At 61.5% G+C, this 23,215-nt stretch carries 18 protein-coding genes; 8 read left to right on the top strand and 10 right to left on the bottom strand.

What is annotated here, in order from left to right; genetic code table 11:
• The first annotated feature begins 131 nt into the window (after nt 1–131).
• The 3 genes from mscK to pgl all read left to right on the top strand — a co-directional run bounded on the left by mscK (nt 132) and on the right by pgl (nt 5,570).
• Nucleotides 132–3,455, top strand: a complete 3,324-nt coding sequence (gene mscK, locus PG900_RS13290; RefSeq protein ID WP_270831593.1) for a mechanosensitive channel MscK — start codon at nt 132–134, stop codon at nt 3,453–3,455.
• A 209-nt stretch (nt 3,456–3,664) separates the two neighbouring features.
• On the top strand, nt 3,665–4,498 hold the full coding sequence (locus PG900_RS13295; RefSeq protein WP_270831594.1) for a hypothetical protein: 834 nt from the start codon (nt 3,665–3,667) through the stop codon (nt 4,496–4,498).
• A 64-nt stretch (nt 4,499–4,562) separates the two neighbouring features.
• Nucleotides 4,563–5,570 (top strand): 6-phosphogluconolactonase, encoded by a 1,008-nt coding sequence (gene pgl / locus PG900_RS13300; RefSeq protein WP_270831595.1) that lies wholly within the window; start codon nt 4,563–4,565, stop codon nt 5,568–5,570.
• Nucleotides 5,571–5,670: 100 nt separating this feature from the next.
• Here the strand turns inward: pgl and PG900_RS13305 are convergent, their stop codons facing one another.
• Nucleotides 5,671–6,909, bottom strand: a complete 1,239-nt coding sequence (locus PG900_RS13305) for a uracil-xanthine permease family protein (protein WP_016351527.1) — start codon at nt 6,907–6,909, stop codon at nt 5,671–5,673.
• Between the two features lie 305 nt (nt 6,910–7,214).
• Here PG900_RS13305 and PG900_RS13310 point away from each other — a divergent pair, with 305 nt between their 5' ends.
• Together PG900_RS13310 and PG900_RS13315 are read left to right on the top strand one after the other, a co-directional pair.
• A complete protein-coding gene (locus PG900_RS13310) occupies nt 7,215–8,327 on the top strand; it encodes a hypothetical protein (RefSeq protein ID WP_270831596.1) in 1,113 nt (370 codons plus the stop codon).
• A complete protein-coding gene (locus PG900_RS13315) occupies nt 8,324–8,665 on the top strand; it encodes an RT0821/Lpp0805 family surface protein (protein ID WP_270800464.1) in 342 nt (113 codons plus the stop codon). Before PG900_RS13310 ends, PG900_RS13315 begins: the two co-directional genes overlap by 4 nt.
• 69 nt (nt 8,666–8,734) lie before the next feature.
• Here the strand turns inward: PG900_RS13315 and PG900_RS13320 are convergent, their stop codons facing one another.
• Nucleotides 8,735–10,450, bottom strand: a complete 1,716-nt coding sequence (locus PG900_RS13320) for an NAD-dependent malic enzyme (RefSeq protein WP_024944164.1) — start codon at nt 10,448–10,450, stop codon at nt 8,735–8,737.
• A gap of 240 nt (nt 10,451–10,690) precedes the next feature.
• On the opposite strand from PG900_RS13320, the gene PG900_RS13325 reads away from it, so the two are divergent.
• Nucleotides 10,691–11,821, top strand: coding sequence for a hybrid sensor histidine kinase/response regulator (locus PG900_RS13325; RefSeq protein WP_270800467.1), 1,131 nt, complete (start codon nt 10,691–10,693; stop codon nt 11,819–11,821).
• Nucleotides 11,822–11,886: 65 nt separating this feature from the next.
• On the opposite strand, the gene PG900_RS13330 is transcribed toward PG900_RS13325, so the two are convergent.
• From PG900_RS13330 to PG900_RS13365, 8 genes are all read right to left on the bottom strand, one after another.
• On the bottom strand, nt 11,887–12,858 hold the full coding sequence (locus PG900_RS13330; protein WP_270831597.1) for a formate dehydrogenase subunit gamma: 972 nt from the start codon (nt 12,856–12,858) through the stop codon (nt 11,887–11,889).
• Nucleotides 12,855–13,478 (bottom strand): formate dehydrogenase FDH3 subunit beta, encoded by a 624-nt coding sequence (gene fdh3B / locus PG900_RS13335; RefSeq protein ID WP_042865547.1) that lies wholly within the window; start codon nt 13,476–13,478, stop codon nt 12,855–12,857. Before fdh3B ends, PG900_RS13330 begins: the two co-directional genes overlap by 4 nt.
• A gap of 4 nt (nt 13,479–13,482) precedes the next feature.
• Nucleotides 13,483–16,371: a formate dehydrogenase subunit alpha gene (locus PG900_RS13340; RefSeq protein WP_270800470.1), complete on the bottom strand. Its 2,889-nt coding sequence runs from the start codon at nt 16,369–16,371 to the stop codon at nt 13,483–13,485.
• A 23-nt stretch (nt 16,372–16,394) separates the two neighbouring features.
• Nucleotides 16,395–16,598, bottom strand: coding sequence for a transcriptional initiation protein Tat (locus PG900_RS13345; RefSeq protein WP_005303194.1), 204 nt, complete (start codon nt 16,596–16,598; stop codon nt 16,395–16,397).
• 69 nt (nt 16,599–16,667) lie between these two features.
• The gene (locus PG900_RS13350; RefSeq protein ID WP_270831598.1) at nt 16,668–17,288 is read right to left on the bottom strand and encodes a TorD/DmsD family molecular chaperone; all 621 of its coding nucleotides are present in this window, start codon (nt 17,286–17,288) and stop codon (nt 16,668–16,670) included.
• A 10-nt stretch (nt 17,289–17,298) separates the two neighbouring features.
• Nucleotides 17,299–19,041: a 4Fe-4S dicluster domain-containing protein gene (locus PG900_RS13355; protein ID WP_270831599.1), complete on the bottom strand. Its 1,743-nt coding sequence runs from the start codon at nt 19,039–19,041 to the stop codon at nt 17,299–17,301.
• A gap of 104 nt (nt 19,042–19,145) precedes the next feature.
• Nucleotides 19,146–19,748, bottom strand: coding sequence for a DUF3306 domain-containing protein (locus PG900_RS13360; RefSeq protein WP_270831600.1), 603 nt, complete (start codon nt 19,746–19,748; stop codon nt 19,146–19,148).
• On the bottom strand, nt 19,741–20,307 hold the full coding sequence (locus PG900_RS13365) for a DUF3305 domain-containing protein (protein ID WP_270800477.1): 567 nt from the start codon (nt 20,305–20,307) through the stop codon (nt 19,741–19,743). The genes PG900_RS13360 and PG900_RS13365 overlap by 8 nt, the downstream gene beginning before the upstream one ends.
• Before the next feature lie 336 nt (nt 20,308–20,643).
• Here PG900_RS13365 and PG900_RS13370 point away from each other — a divergent pair, with 336 nt between their 5' ends.
• Both PG900_RS13370 and PG900_RS13375 read left to right on the top strand, forming a co-directional pair.
• Nucleotides 20,644–22,173 (top strand): competence protein CoiA family protein, encoded by a 1,530-nt coding sequence (locus tag PG900_RS13370; protein WP_270831601.1) that lies wholly within the window; start codon nt 20,644–20,646, stop codon nt 22,171–22,173.
• Between the two features lie 152 nt (nt 22,174–22,325).
• Nucleotides 22,326–23,183, top strand: a complete 858-nt coding sequence (locus PG900_RS13375; RefSeq protein WP_270803297.1) for a formate dehydrogenase accessory sulfurtransferase FdhD — start codon at nt 22,326–22,328, stop codon at nt 23,181–23,183.
• Nucleotides 23,184–23,215 lie beyond the last annotated feature (32 nt).

A 23,215-nucleotide genomic window follows, 5' to 3' on the forward strand; every position in this document is an offset into this window, starting at 1 on the left:
AAAACGGCGCCTGCGGGCGCCGTTTTTTTTATCTGCCCCCCTGCTGCCCATTCCTGCCCGGTGTTAGAATCCACGCGGATTTAATCCAAGTGGGAAATCTCCCAAATATCGCGTAATAACCCGGAAGTTTTATGCTCTCAACACGCTTCAAAAGAGCCTCGGCCACCCTGTTGCCGCTGCTCTGCTTACTCGTCAGCCTCTGCGCCCCGCAGGCCATGGCGCAGGATGTGCCCTCACGTGCCAGTGTGCAGCGGGCGCTCGATGCCCTTGGCAAGTCTGATACCCTCACCGTCAGCCAGCAGGCCGACCAGAAATTCCTGACCGACACCCTCACCCTGCTCGACAGCATCGAGAAGGAGAAGAGCAAGGCCAAGAGCCAGAGCGAGCGCATCCGCTCCCTGCCGGCCGAGCTCAGGGACATCAGCGCCAAGCTCGATGCCCTGACCCAGAACAAGAGTGCCGAGCAGATCAAGAGTGAATACGCCAGCATGAGCCTGAGCGAGCTGGAGAGTCGCCAGCCCGACGTCATGGCCAACATGCAGGATGCCCAGGAAGCCCTCGGCACCATCGGCAGCCAGATCACCAGCCTGCAAACCTTGCCGGAGCGGGCCCAGGCCCTGATGAGCCGCGCCTATCAGCGCAGCCAGGAGATCCGTACCCGCCTCAATGCCGGTGACGGGGTGAGCGGTGCCGAGAAGATGAAGCTGGGCGCCGAGCTGGCCTTGCAGGAGCTGCAACTGGCCAACCTGCAACAGCAGTTGGACAACCGCACCAGCATGCAGGATCTGGCGGTCAAGCAGCGCGACTACCAGAGCGCCCGCCTCGCGAGCGAAGAGCAAAAGCTGCAACTGCTGCAAGAGCAGAGCAGTGCCAAGCGCCTCGGTGACACCGAAAAGACCGCCGAGCAGACCGGCGAGCTGGTCGCCGCGGATGACAACCCGCTGGTACAAAAAGAGCAGGAGCTCAACCATCAGCTCAGCCAGCAGCTGGTCAGCGCCACCACCAACCTCAACTCGCTGGTGCAGAAGAACCTGCAGGCCAAGAGCTGGCTGGAGCGCGGCACCCAGACCGAGCGCAACCTCAACGAACAGGTGCAGATGCTCAAAGGCAACCTGCTGCTGTCACGTATTCTCTACCAGCTCTATCAACAGCTGGAGTCGTCGCCTTCCACGCTGGTGAAGAACCTGGAAGAGCAGATCGCCGACCTGCACCTGGCCCAGTTCGAGCTGAGCCAGCAGCGCGACCAGCTGTTTCAGAAGACCCAGTATCTGGACAACCTGATCGCCAACAGCAGCGAGCCGGTGAGCGAGGAGGACAGAACCAGCCTCTCCAAGCTGCTCGACACCCGCATCAGCCTGCTCGACCAGCTCAACCGCCAGCTGGATGCCCAGCTGACCAACGCCATCAGCCTGCAGCTGACCCAGCAGCAGCTGGCGCGGATCTACTCCTCCATCGAATTTACCCTGCAGCAGCACATCTTCTGGGTGAGCAGCAACAAACCCATCGACGGCAAGTGGTTCATCAGCTGGCCGGCCCAGGCCTACAAGCAGGCCTCCGACTGGGTGCTGAAACCGGATTGGAGCGGCTGGGGTGAAACCTTGCTGCCCATCACCCTGCTCGCCTTCCCGCTGCTGCTGGTGGGCGGTCTGCTGATCTGGAAGCGCCCGGCGCTGGTGGAGCGGCAGAAGAAGATCACCAAGGATCTGGGGCGTTTTCGCCAGGACAGCCAGTGGCACACCCCGCGCGCCCTGCTGTTTACCGTGCTGCAGCGCCTGCCGGGCAGCCTGTTCATCCTGGCTGCCGGCCTGCTGCTGACTGACTGCGGTCTGCTCAGCTCCAGGCTCATTTTCCAGATCACCCTCAATCTGGCGCTCGGTTACCTGGTGTTCAGCGTCTATCTGGCGGTGATGCGGCCGGGCGGCATTGCCGAGACCCATTTCCGCATTGCCAGAGCCGAACTGCAGGCCAAGCGCACCAGCATGCGCTACCTGTGGGTGCCCTTGCTGCCGCTCATCATGCTGTCGACCAAGGCTGTAGTAGAGCCCTCGTCGCTGGGCAATGACGTGGTGGGTCAGGCGCTGACCCTGGCCCTGCTGGGGCTGGCCGCCTATCTGGTGTTCCCCATCTCCCGCGCCCGCATCAAGGGCGAGGCGAGCATGCAGCAGTCGATCACCGCCATCGCCCTGGCGCTGGCACCGGTGGCGCTGATGGTGCTGGTGGGACTGGGCTACTACTACACCGCCCTCAAGCTGACCGGCCGGCTGATCGAATCCTTCTACCTCATCATCATCTGGAGCCTGGTCTACCGCACCGCCCTGCGCGGGCTGGAGCTGGCGGCCCGCCGTCTGGCCTATCGCCGTGCGGTAGCCAAGCGCGAGCACAAGTCTTCGGAAGATGCGGAAGGGGGTGAGTCCATCGAAGAGCAGCCCATGGATCTGGAGGATGTCAGCCAGCAGTCCCTGCGTCTGACCCGCACCGTGCTGCTGCTGGTGTTTGGCGTCGCCTTCTACTGGCTCTGGTCCGATCTGGTGGCGGTCTTCTCCTACCTCGACAGCATGGTGCTGTGGCACAAGAGCGTGGGCTCCGGCGCCAATGCGGTGCTCTACCCCGTCAGCCTGAGCGATGTACTGACCGCCATCTTCATGCTGGGGGCGGCCTGGTCGCTGGCCCGCAACCTGCCGGGTCTGCTGGAGGTGCTGGTGCTCTCCAAGCTGCGTCTGGCCCAGGGCACGGCCTACGCCATCACCACCATGCTCAACTATGTGCTGATCGGGGTCGGTACCCTCACCGCCCTCTCCCTGATGGGCATGCAGTGGGACAAGCTGCAGTGGCTCGCCGCCGGTCTGACGGTCGGTATCGGTTTCGGTCTGCAGGAGGTGGTCGGCAACTTCGTCTCCGGCATCATCATCCTGTTCGAGCGTCCGGTGCGGATCGGTGACACCGTCACCATCGGCACCTTCTCCGGCACCGTCTCCAAGATCCGCATCCGCGCCACCACCATCACCGACTTCGACCGCAAGGAGGTGATCATCCCCAACAAGGTGCTGATGACCGAGCGGCTGATCAACTGGTCGCTAAGCGACACCGTCACCCGCGTCATCGTGCGGGTGGGGGTGGCCTACGGCTCGGATCTGGAGCTGACCCGTACCCTGCTGAAACAGGCGGCGGACGACAACAGCCGCGTCTTGAAAGACCCGGCCCCCATCGTCTACTTCCTCACCTTCGGCCCCAGCACCCTGGATCACGAACTGCGCTTCTTCGTGAGCGAACTCGGCGATCGCAACCCGGCGGTGGACGAGCTGAACCGCAAGATCGATGCCCTGTTCAAGGCCAACGGCATCGAGATCGCCTTCAACCAGATGGATGTCTACATCAAGAATATGAAGGGCGAAGAGCAGAAGGTGGAGTCCGACTCCGCCCAGCCTCCCGCCCTGCCGGGTGCCCAGCCTGTCTAAGGCAGCACGCCATACCACTCGAAGGCCCCGCAAGGGGCCTTTTTTATGGTCGGCGGCCAGCCATCTGCGCTGGTTTTGTGACACGCCGGCCAGAATGGGACACCGTTTGCCGCTAGCCTGAAACGCTTATCCCCTGCTCGCCGACCTGCCAATCGAGGCCGGTCGCGATACACTGAGGGGCCAACCCCCACATTTGCCAAGGTGCGCCAATGAGTTCCCAACCCACTCTGCTCTCTTTTCTCGGCTCTCCCCTGCTCGGGGTGGCCGCCACCTATGTCGACCCCGCCAGCAAGGAGACCGGCGTCTACATCTGCGGGGTCGAGATCCAGGCCGGCGACGAACTGTTGCTGAGCTTTCCCAAGGGGCACCAGCTGGCGATGGGGGAGAAGGTCACCCTGCATCTGGACAACCGCACCGGGGTCGACGAGTACGATGCCTCCTTGAGCGTCTACCGCGTCTCCTACAAGGGGGTGATAACAAAAACCGCCCCGGACAAGGTACAGGTCACCCCGCTGCAGTTCGAGCTCTGGTACGGCAACCGGGTAGTCTATGGCTTCGCCCGGCCGGACTATCAGCATCCGGCCGATGAACGCCCCGCCCGCGGGCTGCCGGTCACCCCGCTCACCGGCCTGCCGGTGCCTGACCTGCGCGAAGTGGAGAACAAGATCGGGGTGCTGGTGACCCGGGCCCAGTCCCAGCCGCACACCACAGTGCTGGCATTTCTCTCCTCCGATGAGGACGATATCTTCTTCATCACCTTCCCCGAGACCTTCAAGTCGCAGTTGCTCAAACGCGACGGTCGCTGCCACTTCGCCATCGACTCGCGGGCGGTGTTCACCTACACCCGCGCCATCGAGTGGAACTACACCATCATCGCCGCCGACGCCTACCAGATCCCGCAGGATCACCCGCTGTTCGAGCCCATCCGCGCCGCTTTCGTGCAGAAGAATCCGTGGGAAGTGGGCTTCTTCAGCCACCCGCAGGTGGAGCTCTATCACCTCAAGGCCCGTCAGGTGGTCTGCCCGGGGCGGGCAAAAGAGTAGCCCAGAGCGGGCCCGAAAGAGGATAAGATGACCGCCGTTGCCCATGACAAGGAGTAGAGAACAGATGCAGCAGGTCGTTTATGTGGCGAGCCCCGCCAGCCAGCAGATCCACGTGTTCGCCCTGACCGGGAGCGGGGAGCTCGCGTTATTGCAGGTGGTCGACACCCCGGGCCAGGTCCAGCCGCTGGTGATCAGCCCGGACGGGCACTGGCTCCATGCCGCCGTACGGCCCGATTTTGCGCTCATCAGCTACTGGATTGGCGTGGATGGCCGGCTCAGCGAGCCGGGCTCGGCGCCGCTGGCGGGCAGCGCCTCCCACACTGCCATCTCGGCCGACGGCCGCTTCCTGCTGGCGGCCTCCTATGCCTTCAATCATGTCACCGTCTCCGCCATCGGCAGCACCGGTCGGGCTGCGCCGCCCCACCAGCAGCTCGACGGCTTGCAGGCCGCCCACTCGGTCACCCTGCTGGCCACCGATGGCCAGGGCGAGCAGGAGGTACTGGTCGCCTGCCTCAAGGAGGATCGTATCCGCCGCTTTGTGCTCTGCCGGGAGGGCCGGCTGCGCCCCCATCCGCTGGGGGATCTGCAGACCGCCAGCGGCGCCGGCCCGCGCCATCTGGCGCTCCACCCAATCAATGGCGACCTCTATTGCCTGAACGAGCTCGACTGCACCATCAACCGCTATCGGCGCAGCGCCGATGGCGACATCACACTGTGCCAGAGCCTGGAGATGCTGCCTGCCGGTTATCAGGGGGAGTACTGGGGAGCTGATCTGCACGTGACACCGGATGGGCTCTTTCTCTACAGCAGCGAGCGGGCCAGCAGCCTGCTGACCCAGTTCGCCATTGCGCCGGATGGCGAGCTCGGGGTGGTCGGCCACTTCCCCACCGAAACCATGCCGCGCGGCTTTGCCATCGACGGGCAGGGCTGCTGGCTGCTGGCGGCAGGGCAAGCCTCCCACCAGCTGGCGCTGCACCGCATCGATCCGGCCAGCGGCGCCCTCACCCTGCAGGCACGCCAGCCAGTGGGCGAAGGGGCCATGTGGGTGCGGGTATTGACGCTGGCACCCTGAGATCTCAGTACTTAGCCCAAGCCCGGCGCACCGACAAAACAGAGAGGCCACCCTGGGGTGGCCTCTCTTTCATCATCTCAACGCACAGCAAGCCAGGCATTTAATCCTTGGCGCTCTCCATGGCACCCTCTTCGGAGTGCTGGGGCAGGATGAGGTTGAGCAGGATGGCGGCCACCGAGGCCAGACCCACACCCGCCAGGGCGAAGTCACCGATCTTCATCTCCAGCGCACCGACACCCACGGTCAGGGTCACGGCCACGATGGCGATGTTGCGCGACAGCCCCAGATCCACCTTGGACTCCACCAGGGTCTTGAGACCGATGGCGGCGATGGATCCGAACAGCAGCAGCATGATGCCGCCCATCACCGGCATCGGGATGGAGGTGAGCAGGGCGTTGAACTTGCCGAAGAAGGCCAGAATGATGGCGAACACCGCGGCCCAGGTCATGGTGACCGGGTTGAAGTTGCGAGTGATCATCACGGCGCCGGTCACTTCGGCATAGGTGGTGACGGGGGGGCCACCAATGAAGCCGGCGAAGCAGACGCCGATGCCGTCACCGGCCAGGGTACGGTGCAGGCCCGGGTTCTTGGTGTAATCCTTGCCCGTCACGCCACCGATGGCCAGCACGCCGCCGATGTGTTCGATACAGGGGGCGATGGCCACCGGCAGCATGAACAGCGCCGCGGCCCAGTTGATCTCGGGGGTCACGAAGTGGGGCAGCGCCAACCAGGGGGCGTTCACCATGCCATCGAAGCTCACCTGACCCATCAGCACGGCGGCCACGTAACCGGCGATGACGCCGGAGAGGATGGGGATGAGCTTGATCCAGCCCTTGCAGAACACCGCCGCAATCAGGGTAACCGCCAGCGAGATGCCGGCCAGGGTCAGCGCAACCGAGGCTGGCACGACCTGCTCACCGCCGGCGCGGCCCATCGCCATGTTGCAGGCCACCTGGGCGACCGACAGACCGATCACCATGATCACCGGACCAATCACCACCGGTGGCAGCAGCTTGTGTACGAAGCCCATCCCACGCACGCGAATGAGCGCGGCCAGGATGAAGTACATGAAACCGGCGGCAAACAGGCCGAACATGGTGGAGGGCAGGCCCCAGGTCTGGGTGGCGTAAATGATGGGGGCGATGAAGGCAAAGCTGGAACCGAGGAAAATCGGGACCTGGCGGCGGGTGCAGAGCTGGAACAGCAGGGTGCCCACACCGGCGCCAAGCAGGGCCATGGAGGGGTTCAGTCCGGTGAGCAGGGGCACCAGAACCATGGCACCGAAGGCGACAAACAGGATTTGCAGCCCGGCGACACTTTGCTTGACTAAGGAAAACATGGATGTCCTTAATTTTTTGATAACTGACAGGGATATTTGACACTTTTCAGTTATCACAAGACTTTTTCAAGGCACTGAATGAGCCATTCGGCGTCATTTGTTGCCTCTTACTGCTTGGGGATGGCATGAAACTGGCTTTTTAGGCGGGATTCGTTGCTACAAGCATCGAGGAAGCGATTTTACGCACTTTTATGGCCGGCGCCAATCGTTTTTCCATGCTGTTTTGTTGTCAGGTGTTGCCCCTGCCCCGCCACCGGCCCCCTCTATACTTGATGACGTGAACCCAGCCGGACAAGGAGTCCCCCATGTCACTGCCCGCTTTCAAGCCCAGCCAGCGCCGACTGCTGGTGGGCTCGGCCATCGCCCTGGCCCTGTTTGCTACCCCGCTGAGCTATGACTTCAGCCACCATCAATGGCAGCTAAATCAGGCCTATGCCAAGTCCTGTTTCGTGGCCGGCACCCGCATCCTGATGGCCGATGGGGAGGAGAGTCCCATCGAGACCCTGCAGGTCGGTGAGCGGGTGCGGGATCAATATGGCCACAGCAACCGGATCCTGGCGATCGAGCGGGTACCGCTGGGAGAGCGCAGACTATACGGGCTCAACCGGCTGGCCCCCTTCTTCACCGCCGAACACCCCTTGCTGACCACCCGCGGTTGGGCGGCCATCGCCCCGGCCATGACCCGCACCGAGAACCCGACCCTCGCCGTGCTGCCGCTCTTTACCGGCATGCATCTGCTGGGTTGGTCGGAACACAGCAGTGCAGGCAACCTGGCGCTGGCCCCCCAACCCACCCCGCTACTGGTGGAGTCCCTCTGCTGGCTGGACGCCCCGCCCACCACGGCACTGTTCAACCTGATCCTGGATGGCAGCCACAGCTATGTCGCCAATGGGCTGATCGTTCACAACAAGGATGGCGATGGCAGTGGCGGCGGCAGTGGAAACGGTGGAGGAGGAAGCAGCGGCGGAGGCGGTAGCGGTAGCAGTAGTGGAGGCAATGACAGCGACGGCGGTGGCAGCAGCGGTGGAAGCAGTCACGATGGCGGCAGCGACAGCAGCCATGGCGGTGACGACAACGGCGGTGGGGAACATGCCGGCGGCGAACAGCATGCAGGAGGTGATCGGCATGCCGGTGGTGAGCAGCATGGCGGAGGGGACAGCCACGCCGGCGGAGATCGTCACGGTGGCGGGCGTGGCCTCGGCAATGGCCTCGATGACAACGGGGTCGATACCGTCGACGCCAATGGCAACGAGATCCGGGGTGACGGCACGGTCGACGACAACGGGGTAGATGCCGTCGACGCCAATGGCAACGAGATCCGGGGCGACGGCACGATAGACGATCGCGACCAGACCCTGACCGATGCGCAGGAGCAAGCGCTGATCCAGCAAGGGTTCAACAGCAAGGTGCAACCATGAGCCGTTATCTGCTGATCTGCCTGGCGCTGTGGTTGTCCGCCTGTGCCACCCAGCCAGCCACCCCGCTCTATCACCAGATGGACAAGCAGGATGTGGCGCTGGCCAATCAGGCGCTGGCCGAGGCGCTGCAAACCCGCCCCAAGGGCCAGAGCCTCACCTGGTTCAACTCCGCCAACCGCCACTCAGGCAGCGTCACGCCACTGCGCACCTTCCGCCACCCCAACGGCCTCTGGTGTCGCGACTACCGCGAGCAGCTCTACATAGGCCAAGCCAGTCAGCAGTGGCAGGACACCGCCTGCCGCAGCAAGGTGGGGCACTGGCTGCCGCTGCGCAGCTGACAGCTCAGGTAACAAAAAAGGGGTGGCCGTGGCCACCCCTCTGCTATTGCCAGTGCAAGCTTGCAGCCATCATACCCGGCGATAGGGCAGGTAGACCGGCTCCCACATGTGGTTGAGGATGTGCTGCTGCAGATCCTGACCGATGAGCGGATGGGAAGGATCCCGCCGCACTATGTCCTTGAGCACCGCCGTCGCCACGTGCACCGAGATGTTGCGCAGCTCGCGAATGCGCGGATAGACGGCCCCCTTGGCCAGGTCCACCTCGCTCACGCACTCTGCCAGCGCAAAGGCGGCGGTGGTGAAGATGTCCGGCGTGATCTCGCGGATCTGGCTGACGATGGCCGCCAGGCCCACCCCCGGGAAGATGAAGACGTTGTTGCCCTGGCCGACCCGGAACTCCTGCCCTTCGTAGTGCACATCCTTGAACGGGCTGCCGGTGGCGACGATGGCCTTGCCCTGGCTCCAGCGATAGATGTCGTCCGGCAGCGCCTCGCAGTTGGCGGTCGGGTTGGAGAGCGGGAATACCATGGGGCGCGCGCAGTGTTTTTGCATCAGCTGCACGTGCTCCTCCTTGAAGGCGCCGCCCGAGCCGCTGGTGCCCAGCAGCACGGTGATCGGCACATGGCGCAGCACATCGGTCAGGTTGGCCTTGCCGGGCACCTCGGTGTCCCAGCCAGCCAGCAGCAGACCCGGCTTGGCGTAGCGGCGCTTGTACTCGTCGAGCCCCTCGCGGTTGTCACACACCAGCCCCTGGGTATCCAGGATATAGATGCGATCGCGGGCCGCCTGCGGATCCAACCCTTCGCGGATCATGCCCGCGCAGATCTGATCCGCCACCCCGACCCCGCCAGCACCGGCGCCATAGACCAGGTAGTTCTGCTGGCCCAGGGTCTCGCCCTTGACCTTGACCGCCCCTATGATGCCCGCCAGCACCACGGCCCCGGTACCCTGGATGTCGTCGTTGAACGACGGCAGCGACTGCTGATAGCGGGAGAGATTGTTGAAGGCGTTGGACTTGCTGAAATCCTCCCACTGCAGCACGGCGTTAGGGAAGTGGCGCTTGACCCCGGCCACGAACTTGTCGATGAAGTCGTCGTACTCCTTGCCACGGATGCGCTTGTGGGGCTGACCCAGGTACATGGGATCATCCAGCAGCGCCTGATTGTCGGTGCCCACGTCGAGCGCAATGGGCAGGCAGCAGGCGGGGTGAATACCGGCGGCCAGGGTATAGAGGGAGAGCTTGCCGATGGGAATGCCCATGCCGCCCACTCCCTGGTCACCGATCCCCAGGATCCCCTGGCTGTCGGTCACGACGATGATGCGCACCGATTTGGCATCCAGCTGACGGGCCAGGGAGCCCATGTCATCGACGTTCTTCGGGGTGATGTAGAGGCCGCGCGCCTTCTGGTAGCGGTGGCTGAACTCCTGACACGCCTTGCCCACGGTCGGGGTGTAGATGATGGGGGTCATCTCCTCCACGTGGCGCGCCAGCAGGGCGTAGAACAGGGTCTCGTTGCGATCCTGCAATGCCCGCAGGTTCTGATACTTCTCGATGTCGCTGCAGGCGCTCAAAAAGCCCTGATAGACCCGATCCAGCTGGGCTTCGAAGGTTTGCACCTGGGGAGGCAACAGGCCGTCGAGCTCGAAGTCGGCGCGCTCCTGTTCGGTAAAGGCGGTGCCCTTGTTGAGATTGCGATCGTTGAGCAGATCGGTGCCAGTCAGTGCGACGGGGCGAAAATCTTGTCCCTGTGCATCTTTCCACAGCAGATATTGTCCGGTAGCCATAGTCATTCTCTTTGATTTACGTGAAATTGCCGTTCGGCAGGAGAGCAAGACTCATAATGAAATCAATCATATGACGTTTGCCTGTTTAGTTTTGTGAGCTTGGGCATACCCTGCGGCCAAAATCCGCGCCGAGGTGGATGATGGTCTCATACCGGCCACGCGCCACAGAGAGCGGCCAACTATGCTCAACAGCAGGCCACCGGCAGGGAGAGGTTCCCGGGGGCAGGAGAGAACACACAGATGAGTGAAATCCTGATCGTCGATGACATGGCATCCAACCGCTACATCTTGCGCAGTCTGCTGGAAGAGGCGGGTTACCGGGTGCGGGAGGCCACCGACGGCCTGCAGGCGGTGGATGCCGCCACCGAGTTCCCCCCCGATCTGGTGCTGATGGACATCAACATGCCGGTGATGGACGGTTACGAGGCGTGCCGCCGCATCAAGCAGCTGCCGGGCCAGTGGTGCCTGCCGGTGCTCTTCATCAGCACCAACAGCGGGATCGGGGCGCTCGAGCAGGCCTTTCAGGCCGGCGGCTGCGACTATGTCTCCAAGCCTTTCCACCAGCTCGAGGTGCTGGCCCGGGTGCAAAACCAGCTGCGTCTCAAGGAGCTGGGGCGCCAGCAAGCCAAGGTGCAGCTCTACCAGAGCCTGTTTCAGCTCACCGCCAGCATCGCCCACGAGATCAACACCCCGATCGGCATCGGCATCACCGCCTCCAGCCTCATTCACGGCGCCGGCGATCTGCTGGCCAGCGCGGTGCAAAACGGCATGCTGGGGCAGCGCCTGCTCCAGCAGCAGCTCACCGACATCAAGGAGGGCACCGAGCTGGTGGAATCCAGCCTGCGCCGGGTCGCCCTGCTGGTGACCCGCTTCAAGGAGCTGACCCGGGATCAGACCGAACTGCCCGCCACCCCCTTTGCCGTACAGAAGAGCCTGCGCAAGCTGCTGCAGGCCTTCACCCCCGAGTTTCTCATCGCCCGAGTCAACGCCGAGCTGGGCGGCGAGGAGGTCACCCTGACCGCCCCCGAGTCGCTGTTTCTCGACCTGGTGCAGGAGCTCATCAAGAACAGCATGGAGCACGCCTTCAAGGGGCCGGGGGAACACCGCCTCTCCCTGCAGGTGGAGCGGGCCGGCAGCGAGCTACTGCTGATCTACCGGGACAACGGCCCCGGCATGGCGGCCGAGCAGCTCGCCCACCTGTTCGAGCCCTTCTTCACCACCCTGCGCGGTGACGCCCGCCACTGCGGGCTGAGCGCCTGTCGCATCCACAATCTGGTGGAGAACAACCTGCACGGCCAGCTTGCCGTCACCAGCCCGCCCGGCGAGGGGCTCTGCTACTGCATCCGGCTGCCGCTGCAGCCGCCGCTCTGAGCGGCAGACACAACAAAGGGGCGCCGCAGCGCCCCTTTTCTTTCATTCTGATGTCGCGGCCAGCCTCAGCCTGACTTGCCTACCTTGGGCTCGTCGAGCTGGTGCTTCACCTCTTCATACCAGAGATCGTGGTGCTCCTTGGCCCAGGTCTCGTCCACCTCGCCGCTGATCATCCCCTCCAGCGCCCCTTCCAGCTGGAACAGGCCCATGTAGATGTGGAAGATGAAGCCGCAGATGAGGATCAAGGCGCCGACGATATGGATGAAGCTGGCCCACTCCATCTGGCGGCGCAGCTGGCCGAAGATGGGGAAGTCCAGAAACAGCCCGGTCGCCACGACGATGCCGCCAAACCAGATCAGCAGCCAGAAGATCGCCTTCTCGCCGCCGTTGGAGAAGCCCGCCGAGGGGTGACTCCCCTTGTGGGGCCCCAGCATGCCGCCCGCCTTCATGAACCAGCGCACGTCCACCATGTTGACGATGTTGTGGCGAAACCACTTGATGAGCACTCCCATCAGGCAGAGGAAGAAGAGCGGCCCCACGTAGTTGTGGAACACCTTGGCGAACCAGATCCAGTTCTCCCACACCCCGATGCTCACCACCGGCTTGATGAAGTGCTTGCCGTAGATGATGGCCAGCCCGGACCCGGAGAGGGTCAGGAACATGCCCGCCGTGGTCCAGTGCAGCGCCCGATCGAGCCGGCTCCAGCGCTTGAGCTTGCGCCCGGTGCGCGGCTTGGAGAGCTTGGTCGACCCCACCGCCCAGTACATCAGGCCGCACATGGCGAGCGACCCGAAAATGGCGATGGCACCGAGCGGCGACACCCACTTGGTCTTCACCTCGAACCAGAGCTGGCCCGGCACCGAGATGAGCACCCCGTGCTCCGGCGAGCGGGAGGTGGTCACCCCCTCCTGCCCGTCCTTCACCGCCCGCCAGTAGTCGGCGCCGGCAAAACCGACCGCCTCTTTCTCGGCGTCGGCGAAGCTGGCGGTACTCACCAGCAGCAGGGCGGCAAACAGGGCCATTAGCCAGGTTTTCATGCCGCCCCTCCCTTGCCCGCCTTGCTGGCGTCATGGAACAGCTCTTCACCGCTGCCCCAGCCCGCTTCTTTGGCGCCGCGATAGGCGACCCGCTCGCGGAAGATGTCGGAGATGACCTGCGCATCCCCCGCCAGCAGCGCCTTGGTGGAGCAGAGCTCGGCACACATGGGCAGCTTGCCCTCGGCGATGCGGTTGGCTCCGTACTTCTGGCGCTCCGCCTCGCTGTGATCCTCCTCCGGGCCGCCGGCACAGAAGGTGCACTTGTCCATCTTGCCCCGATCGCCGAAGGCGGCGGTCTTCGGGAACTGGGGCGCCCCGAACGGGCAGGCGAACAGGCAGTAGCCACAACCGATGCAGAGATCCTTGTTGTGCAGCACGATGCCGTCGTCAGTGTGATAGAAGCAGTCGGCCGGGCAGACCGCCATGCAGGGGGCGTCGGTGCAATGCATGCAGGCGACCGAAATGGAGGTCTCACCCGGCAGGCCGTCGTTGAGGGTTACCACCCGGCGGCGCTGGATGCCCCACTCCAGGGCATCGTCGTTCTCGTTCTTGCACGCCGTCACACAGCCGTTGCACTCGATGCAGCGCTTGGTGTCACACATGAATTTCATTCTGGCCATGGGATCAGGCTCCTACTTTGCGAAAACGGCACAGGGTGACCTTGGTCTCCTGCATCTGGGTGACCGGGTCATAACCATAGGTAGTGACTATGTTGACCGACTCCCCCAGCACATAGGGGTCAGACCCTTCCGGATATTTGGATCGCAGATCCTTGCCCTCGAAGTGGCCGCCGAAGTGGAACGGCATAAAGGCGAGCCCCGGCTTGACCCGCGGGGTCACCAGCGCCTTCACCTTGACCCGGCCTCCTTCCGGCCCCTCGACCCACACGTCCTGACCGTCGCGCACGCCGACGTCGTTGGCATCCGCCGGGTTCATCTCGACGAACATCTCCTGCTGCAACTCGGCCAGCCAGGGGTTGGAGCGGGTCTCGTCACCGCCCCCCTCGTACTCCACCAGACGGCCGGAGGTGAGGATGATCGGGAACTCCTTGCTGACGTCCTTCTCCTGCACCGAGGCGTACTGGGTCGGCAGGCGCCACAGGCTCTTGGCATCGGGCCAGGTGGCGTAGTCGGCCAGCAGATCCCGGCGCGGGGTGTAGAGCGGCTCGCGGTGCTTGGGCACCTGATCCGGGAAGGTCCACACCACGCAGCGCGCCTTGGCGTTGCCGTAGGGGACGAAGCCGTGCTTGATGGCCACCCGCTGGATACCGCCGGAGAGATCGGTCTTCCAGTTTTTGCCCTCGGCCTCTTTCTTCTCGGCCTCGGTCAGCTCATCCCACCAGCCAAGCTGCTTCATCAGATCGGCGGTGATCTCGGGATAACCGTCTTCCACCTCGCTCCCCTTCGGCCAGGAGTCTTCGGCCAGCAGCGAGACGCCCTGATACTCGATGCCGAAACGGGCACGGAAACCGCCGCCCCCTTCCGACACCGGAATGCTGGTGTCGTAGAGGATGTGGCTGCCTGGGTGTTTCATCTCCGGGGTACCCCAGCAGGGCCAGGGCAGACCGTACACTTCGCCGCTGACCGGGCCCCCTTCGGCCTTGAGGTTGGTCTTGTGGAAGGTGTGCCAGTTCTGCTGGTGCGCCTTGAGCCGCTCCGGGCTCTGGCCGGTGTAGCCCACGCTCCACATGCCGCGGTTGTATTCGCGGGTGATGTCTTCCAAGAGCGGCTCGTTGTTCTCCACCTTGATGTGCTTGAACAGCTCATCGGCAAAACCGAGCTTCTTGCTCAAGAGATACATGATCTCGTGGTCGACCTTGGATTCGAACAGCGGCTCGACCACCTTGTCGCGCCACTGCATGGAGCGGTTGGTGGCGGTGACGGAACCATAGGTCTCGAACTGGGTGGTGGCCGGCAGCAGGTAGACGCCGTCGGTGCGATCGTTCATGACGGCGGCGACCGTGGGGTACGGGTCGACAATCACCATCATGTCGAGCTTTTGCATCGCCTTCTTCATCTCGGGGCCGCGGGTCTGGGAGTTGACAGCATGACCCCAGTAGAACATGGCGCGGATGTTGGAACCCTGCTCGATGAGATCGGCGTTCTCCAGCACACCATCAACCCAGCGGGAGACCGGAATGCCGTTGTTGTTCATCGGCAGCTTGCCGTTGTAGGCCTTGTTGTCAAAACGGGCCTTGATCCACTCGTAATCGACGTCCCACACCCGGGCCCAGTGCTTCCAGGAGCCCTCTTCCAGCCCGTAGTAACCGGGCAGGGAGTCGGAGGTGACACCAAAGTCGGTGGCGCCCTGCACGTTGTCGTGACCACGGAAGATGTTGGTGCCCGCCCCGCTCTTGCCCACGTTGCCGAGGGCCAGTTCGAGGATGCAGTAAGCGCGGGTGTTGTTGTTGCCGGTGGTGTGCTGGGTGCCGCCCATGCACCAGACCACGCAGCCGGGGCGGTTGTCGGCCAGCAGTTTGGCGGCGCCATGAACCTGCTGTTCGTTGAGGCCGGTCACCCGCTCCACTTCGGCCGGGGTCCAGCGCGCCACCTCTTTTTGCACCTCGTCCATGCCGTAGACGCGGGTGCGGATGAACTCCTTGTCTTCCCAGCCGTTCTTGAAGATGTGCCAGAGCATGCCCCAGATAAAGGCGACGTCGGTGCCCGGACGCAGGGAGAGGTACATGTCCGCCTTGGCAGCGGTGCGGGTACGGCGCGGGTCGACCACCAGGATCTTGCAGCCGTTGCGCTCTTTGGCCAGCAGGATGTGCTGCATGGCGACCGGATGGGCCTCCGCCGGGTTGGAGCCGATGAACATGATCGACTTGCTGTTGTGCATGTCGTTCAGGCTGTTGGTCATGGCGCCGTAGCCCCAGGTGTTGGCGACCCCGGCGACCGTGGTGGAGTGGCAGATGCGCGCCTGGTGATCCACGTTGTTGGTGCCCCACAGGGACGCCATCTTGCGAAACAGGTAGGCCTGCTCGTTGGAGTGCTTGGCGGAGCCGAGCCAGTAGACGCTGTCGGGGCCGGACTCCTTGCGAAGGCGCAGCACTTCATTGCCCACCTCTTCGATGGCCTGCTCCCAGCTCAGGCGCTGCCACTTGCCGCCCACCAGCTTCATCGGGTACTTGAGGCGACGCTCGCCGTGGCCGTGCTCGCGCAGGGCCGCCCCCTTGGCGCAGTGACCGCCCAAGTTGAAGGGGTGATCGAAGGCCGGCTCCTGGCCGGTCCAGACGCCGTTTTGCACCTCGGCATAGACGCCGCAGCCCACCGAGCAGTGGGAACAGATGGTGCGCTTCACTTCGACCGGCACGTCGGCCGCCACGCTCTTGGCCTCGGCCCGCTGCATCATGGCAGGGGCCAGCCAACCGGCGGCCACGGCGCCGCCGGCCACCAGACTTGAGTTGACCATAAAGGCACGACGGGTCAGCCCCTGACCGCGAGCGGCCCCATTGCTTTGCAAGCTGCCCTGCTCGCCCGCCTGGGGCTGCTCGGCACGTTTCGTCAGTTTCATGAGTTCTCCTTCACTGAGCCGGCTCAGTCGGTGCCGCGCAGGGTGCGATAAAAGTCGTGAACATGGGGGGTCTCCCGATAGCCCTTATCCGGCTCGGTGTCGTGGGTCAGCACCTCCTTGCCCACCACCCGGCCAGTGGCACCGGCCAGCACGCCGATGGTGGCAACCACCCCCACCCCCTTGATCAGATTGCGGCGGGACGGGTCTTTCAGCTGTTCATCGCTCATCTTTCTGTGACCTCTGTTGTTATGGTCGGCTGCGGTGAGCCGGTTTTGCTATGAGTGGGTGACGCAGCGTCATGGCTGCGTCACCACCGGGCTGCCAAAGGGCAGGCGCAGTTCCTGTTCCAGTTTGAAAAAGTCTTCGGCAAGAGCACCGACCGCCCGATAGAAGCTGCCCCCTTTCGCCTGTTGCTGATCGCGGCAGCAGGCGAGTACCCAGGGGGCAAGGTGGCGTTCATAGAAGCGGTTGCGATCCGGGTGCTGCTCGGCAATCAACACCGCCATCACCTCGCAGAGGGCGGCCAGGTGATCTTCCGGCTCGCACACCCCGCTCCGGCGCTCGAAGCCGAGCGACTGGAGGTCGGCGCGCAGCACCGCCAGCGGCAGCTCCATCAAAGAGCCGGTGAGATACCAGGAGGCAAACGGCACGATCTCCCCGCGCCCCAGCCCGATAAAGAGATCCTGATACTCCTCGGCAAGCTCATGCTCGTGGTGGCTGCTGGCCGCCAGCTGCACCAGCCCCAGCCCTCTGGCAAAGGGGCCGGGCATGGCCTGCAGGCCTTGCAGCCAGGCGAGCTGTTCGCCACGGGGGGCGGCGCGCCAGAGGCTCGCCAGCAGGGCGTACATGTCGGCGCTATTGCGATCCAGGTCGGTCATTGCCGGCGCCTCCGGGTAGTCATTGCGTTGTTCAGTCATCAGAGCCCCCTCACACCTTGAGCTGGGAGACGGGATCCGCCGCCAGCGCCGCAAACACATCCTTGACCCGGCAGTCCTCGCACATCAGCAGCCGCTGGGCGGCCTCGTTCTGAAAGTGGGAGTGACCGGCCAGTTTTTGCTGGATGCGGCGGATAAGGGAGGCCGGCGCGAACGGCTTTCCGCAGCGAATGCAGCAGGCCGCCTCTTCGGCTTTAAGGCTCTGCACGGCGCGGCGCGCCTCGGGCACAGGCTGCAAGCGGGGCATCAGCACGATGGCCTGCTCGGGGCACGCCTTTTCGCACATGCCGCACTGGATGCAATCCTGCTCGATAAAGTTGAGGCCGGGCGCATGACCCACCGCATGCAGGGCGCGGCTCGGACAGACCGCCACGCAGCCCATGCAGAGGGTGCAGTCTGCGTCTTTCAGCTCCACGCTGCCGTAAGGGGCGCCGTGGGGCACTGCCAGCGGCTCACGGCGCCCCTCATTGGCCTGCCAGAGGGCATCGAAGGCGGCAAACAGGTTCTCCCGTTTGTCTCCTTTCAGCGGCTTGTCCAGCAGGGCAATGGCTGGTTCACCGGAGATCGGCTTATCTTGTTCGGCATCCGGGTTAAACAGGGCGATGCGATCGGCAGCAAGCCCAGCGCCCGCCAACAGCACGGCGGCGCTGGCCAGTTCCCGCTCAACCAGCGCACGGACGCTTGCGGGGGCATCGTCACCCAGCGCAATGCGCACTGCGCTGGCACCGTAGGCGAGTGCCGCGAGCCAGCTCTCGATGCCTAAACTCGCGCTCTCCTCCACCCAGACCGGCAGCCAGTTGGCAGATAGGTGGGTGAGCTCGGCTTCCACCCATTCGCGCTCGCTTTCACCGGCAATCAACAGCCGAGGTGCGTCGCCTCCCGCCTCCCGGTAGTGCTTGAGCAGACGCAGCAGATAGTCGCCGCTGGTATTGGCGTCGGGTTGGTGATAGCCAATCGCCCCGGTCGGACAGGCTGAGGCGCAGCTACCAAAGCCCTGACAGAGATGGGGATCGATCTGGATGCGACCATTGATAGGCTTGAGCGCATCGGTCGGGCAGACATCGAGACAGCGGCTGCAACCGGGCACGCCGCGGGCGGTAAAGGCGCACGCCTCGGGGTCGAGGCGAAAATAGCGCGGCTTGTCGAAGATACCGGTCAGCGCACAGAGCTCGGCAAGCCGCTCGGCCAGGTCAGCGTCATCAAAGAGATGCAGATAGCCCACCGGCGGGCGTTCCAGCGCAAACAGCGGGACGCGGCCCAGATCGGCCACCAGATCGAAGCGTGGTTCGCGTAGCTGTTCACTAGCAGCAGCCGCTTGTTGTGGAAAACAGAGCGCAGCCAGATCAAACCTCTCACCCTGCCCATTGAGGCCGGTGAGCTGAAACTGACCGAGATACCCGGTCAGGCTCGGTTCGCGCAGGGTCAGAGCATCCAGGGTGGCGGTAGCCTCGAAGATGGCCTCGAGATCCGCTGCCTCGGCGTCATGCACCGACTCGGTCACCAGCAGGGTCGGCATCACGCCTTGGGGCAGCAGGCTGGCGGCGCGGCGAATGCGGTCTTCCGGGCCGACCAGCAGCAAGCGCCCCTGACTCTGGTAAGAGACGGTGGCCGGGATCAGGTTGTTGGTCTTGACCGTATGCTGCAGGGCATGGGCGCGGGCACGTTTGTTGCGCGCGGCCACGCCATCGGCGGTCAGAGTTGCGACGGATGTTGTTATGGGTTGTTCGATGCTCACATGCACTCCTGTGCGCGCCACCTCGTGGGACGGCGTGCTTGTTGGTCAGCTGGGAGAGCAAGAGCCGAGCCAACTCCCCCAGGAAAAAAGTGACTGGCAGGGAGTCAGGATCCCAAATGCTCTATTTCCCCACCCTTGGTTGGGACATTTTGTCCATCATAGTCAACCAAAATGTCCCGATCGTCGGTGTGGGTTTGAGAATGGTTATCAGCCAAACCTTGCGGTTCGCTGGTTATGGCCGTGGCGGCCACTGTCGCCGGTTCGGGTGCGGCAGCGGTTGAGTGAGGCGCTTCGTCATCCGGCGCCGTCGCCTGCTCCACCAGCCAGTTGCGCAGGCCGGCGGTCAGGGCCGCGGGCAGCAATTCGGGCTGGCTGAAATCCTGGGTGTAGTCGTCGAGCCCATCCGGCTTATGGCTGCGAAACATGGCCCGCAGCGCCTCCCTGTCGGGGAGTTTGGCCTTGCCCGGCTGGGCTGTTGTTAGCTGCGGTTCGCCACTCTCGGCCCCCTCAACGGCAAGGGGTTCACTGCTCCCCTTGTCAGTACTGACTACGGGGCTATCCAGCGCATTATCAGGGATTTCACCTTCGTCACTGCTTTCGATGGGGGCGACAACAGTCTCGGGGATGGCTTCTTCCCTCGGCTGCAATGCCTGATGCTTGCGCGCCTCACTCTTGCGAGACGACCAGCGCTTGAGAAACTCACTCATGGGCGCTGTTTACGGCACAGGTTCCGGCGTCGCTGCCACGCTCGCGGCCATCGGGGCCGGTGGCCTTGACGGCGCCACAGCTGGCTTGATCCTGGCTATCGACACCGAGCTGATCCTGCGCCCGCCCCTTGCCCTTCTTGCCCTTGCGACGGGCCTCCAGCAGCTCGCCGTGGCGGCCGATAAAGGCCTCCACCCAGGCTTGCAGCGCTTCGGGCAGCGGGCAGGAGAGCACCTGCCGCTCGCCATCCATATAGGCGGCGGCCACGGTCTGGCTCAGGGTCAGGCCATCGGCCACAAAGCCATTGTCCACGCGGCTTCCGGTGACAAAGAGGCGGGGCGAGCCGGAGCTCAAATTGAAGCGATAATCCCCCCGCTCATCGCGAAACAGGGTTAGGGGCAAGGCACCGGCAGCCTTGGGCTGCGCGGGGTGGAGTGCCGCAATCTCGAAACGGCGGCTCTGCCAGCGGCCAACCTGGCTGTCGATGGCCTTTAACTCCAGTTGCAGCCAGCGCTGCGGGGAGAGGGGTTTGGTTGTCTCTTGCACTGTCACGGCTCCCATCAGAAGGTCTCTGCCAGGCCGCCCTCCCCCGTGATCCACCCCGTTCGGGACGGATCAGAGCAGGACATTCAGGGCGGCCACAGCCATTAATGGGATAAGACTTAGCAAGAGTGGGGCCAAGGCCGGTCTGGTGGCCACTTGGGGCTTTAATGCTAGTTGGGGCGTCGTGCGGGATATGGGTAGACGCGGGCGTAGGCTGGTGCAGAGCGCAGCGAAGCCCAACATGCAAGGTTAGTTTCAAATCACAGATATCGAAATTTTAAAGAAGAACTATTGATAATCTTCATCTTTTTATAAAAAATCACTTTTGTTTCGGATGACTATTCGAGGTATAGAATGATTCATAGTGTAAAATTAGCATGGGGGATTAATCTTAATGGCGATATAAAGCATATTTATGAGGTGCCTAATGGAAATAAATGTCAATGCGTGTGTATTGAATGTGGTGGTGCACTATGTGCTAATCAAGGAGAAATTAAAACTTGGCATTTCTCACATCAAACAGAGACTAATTGTACCGGTGAAAGCATTATTCATTTCTTAGCAAAGAAAATTATAGAGAATGCGTCAAAAAAATCTGAAAGAATCCATTTTCCTTCTTCGAAGGGAGAAGAAGGTTCATATTGCGATCTAGAAGAATGGCATGTGGAACACTGGCAATATAAAAACTTGTTTTTATCTAACTACACAGCAAAACTAGAAGTTAAAATTGACAATCTGATAGTGGATGTTTTATGCACAGACAATATTACAGGGCAAGCCTTTGCCATTGAAATATATCGAACAAACAAAAAGGATGATGCCGCCGTATCCAAATTCGAACAAAATAAACTGATGTCCATTGAAATAGATCTTAGTGAGGTAAGCTTAGATATATCAAGGCATCAGTTAGAAGAACACGTATTAAAAAGAGCCCCCAGAAAGTGGATTTTCAATACCGAACATGCTCAATTAAAAACTAAAGCCATAGAGAAGCTAAAAAAAGAAATTAACTCTATCAATGCTAAAAACTATAACAATTTTTTAAATCACTCCAAATCAATCGACACATGTCATTGGGCAAAACGTATTCAAATACCTGATTTGAAGCATGATGAAAAATCTAGTGATTACGTCGGGAACGTAATAGAGCACAAATGTTCTGAGCCTCTAAAGATCACCAACTTAACTACACCATTAGATTTTTATTCGGAAAAAAGAGTTGCTCATGCCATGGCAGAAATAAATCATAAAGCTTGGTATGATATTTTTTATGTTTTAGGGTATGAAACGGACTTTTCATATAACACGCCAAAACCACATATCATTGCAATTGTTGAAATTGATGACAACAATAACTATTCCTCAATATGCAAAATGATAAATATTGAAAAATGGAAAAATGGAAAAATGGAAAAATGGAAAAATAAATTAAAACTTAGAACACAGATGGAGCTAGCCAACAAAATCAATTCAATGAATGAATACAAACAATCATTTTCCAATAGAACAGATGTAGAAAAAATATTGTATTTGTGTTCCAAGCTAAACATATCACCTCCAGACTTGAGTGCTAAATCAACACATATAAAGCCCTATTGGAATGTCAGTGACTATGTATGGAAAATGATGATTTACATACATCATATTTGCAGATATGAACGAATCAATTGTGACTATATTTCCAAAAATAAATCGCTAAAGGGATTGTTTAACTTTCCTGATGACGATTACTCTAGAGTAAAACGTTCTAAAGATATCTATTTTTGGCTACGTGATACAATGGCACCTAAAGGTTTAGTTTCTCATTCATATAGACTTCATTTTGACATCAACAAAAACAGTAATCTCAAAAATAAAATAAATACAATATTTGATTTATTTTAGATGAGAATAAATGATAAAAAACTCGTCAAAATATACATTTTCTTTTCAAAGCAAATACCTCACCCCCCCCCCAAAAAAACTTAATAAAAATATTGGAACAAAACTTGCTGTATCCCTCCCCTTAGATCCCGGCAACCGGTCGCGAGGGGCCCATGACACCGACCTTTATCAAAAGCAATGCTGCCGCCCAGCTCACCATGGCCGTCGAGGTGATGGATGAACAGGGCACGCTGCAAACCCGCCAAATCGCCTGTGAGCGGCCACTGACGGTCTACCTCAACTGGAAGGAGATCGTAACCCTGATGACGCTGGGGGCCCGCCCCGAGGCGCTGGTGCTGGGTTATCTCAAAAATCAGGGCTTTATCGAGGATATTTCGGCCATCGAGTCGGTGATCGTCGACTGGGAGAGCGAGGCCGCCGCCGTGGTGAGCAGCCAGCAGGCCGCCGATCTCGACAAATCACTGGAGAAGAAGACGGTCACCTCCGGCTGCGGTCAGGGCACCATGTATGGCAGCGTGATGAAAAAGCTCGAAGGGGTGGTCTTGGCCGCGCCTGAGCTTAAGCAGAGCACCCTCTACGCCCTGCTCAAGGCGCTGTCGGCCCATAACGAAACCTACAAGATGGCCGGTGCCGTCCATGGTTGCGCCATCTGTCGAGGCAGCGAAATCCTCTCCTTTGTCGAGGACGTGGGGCGCCACAATGCGGTGGATACTCTGGCGGGCGAGCTCTGGATGCGCGGCGAGGCTGGCCACGACAAGATCTTCTACACCACCGGGCGGCTCACCTCGGAGATGGTGATCAAGGTGGCGCAGATGGGCATTCCAGTGCTGCTGTCGCGCTCCGGCGTCACCCAGATGGGGCTGGATCTGGCCCGCCAGCTCGGCATCACCATGATTGCCCGCGCCAAGGGGCGCCACTTCGAGGTATTCAGCGGCCACGACCATATGGTGCTGGACGAGAAACCGCCGGTGCTGGCGCCCGGTTCGGCCGGTCGCGGGATGCGGGACTAGGTAATGAACGAGTTGATGAGTGCCAAGCAGAT

This window comes from Aeromonas sp. QDB03 (assembly GCF_027707985.1).
Taxonomy (GTDB): domain Bacteria; phylum Pseudomonadota; class Gammaproteobacteria; order Enterobacterales; family Aeromonadaceae; genus Aeromonas; species Aeromonas hydrophila.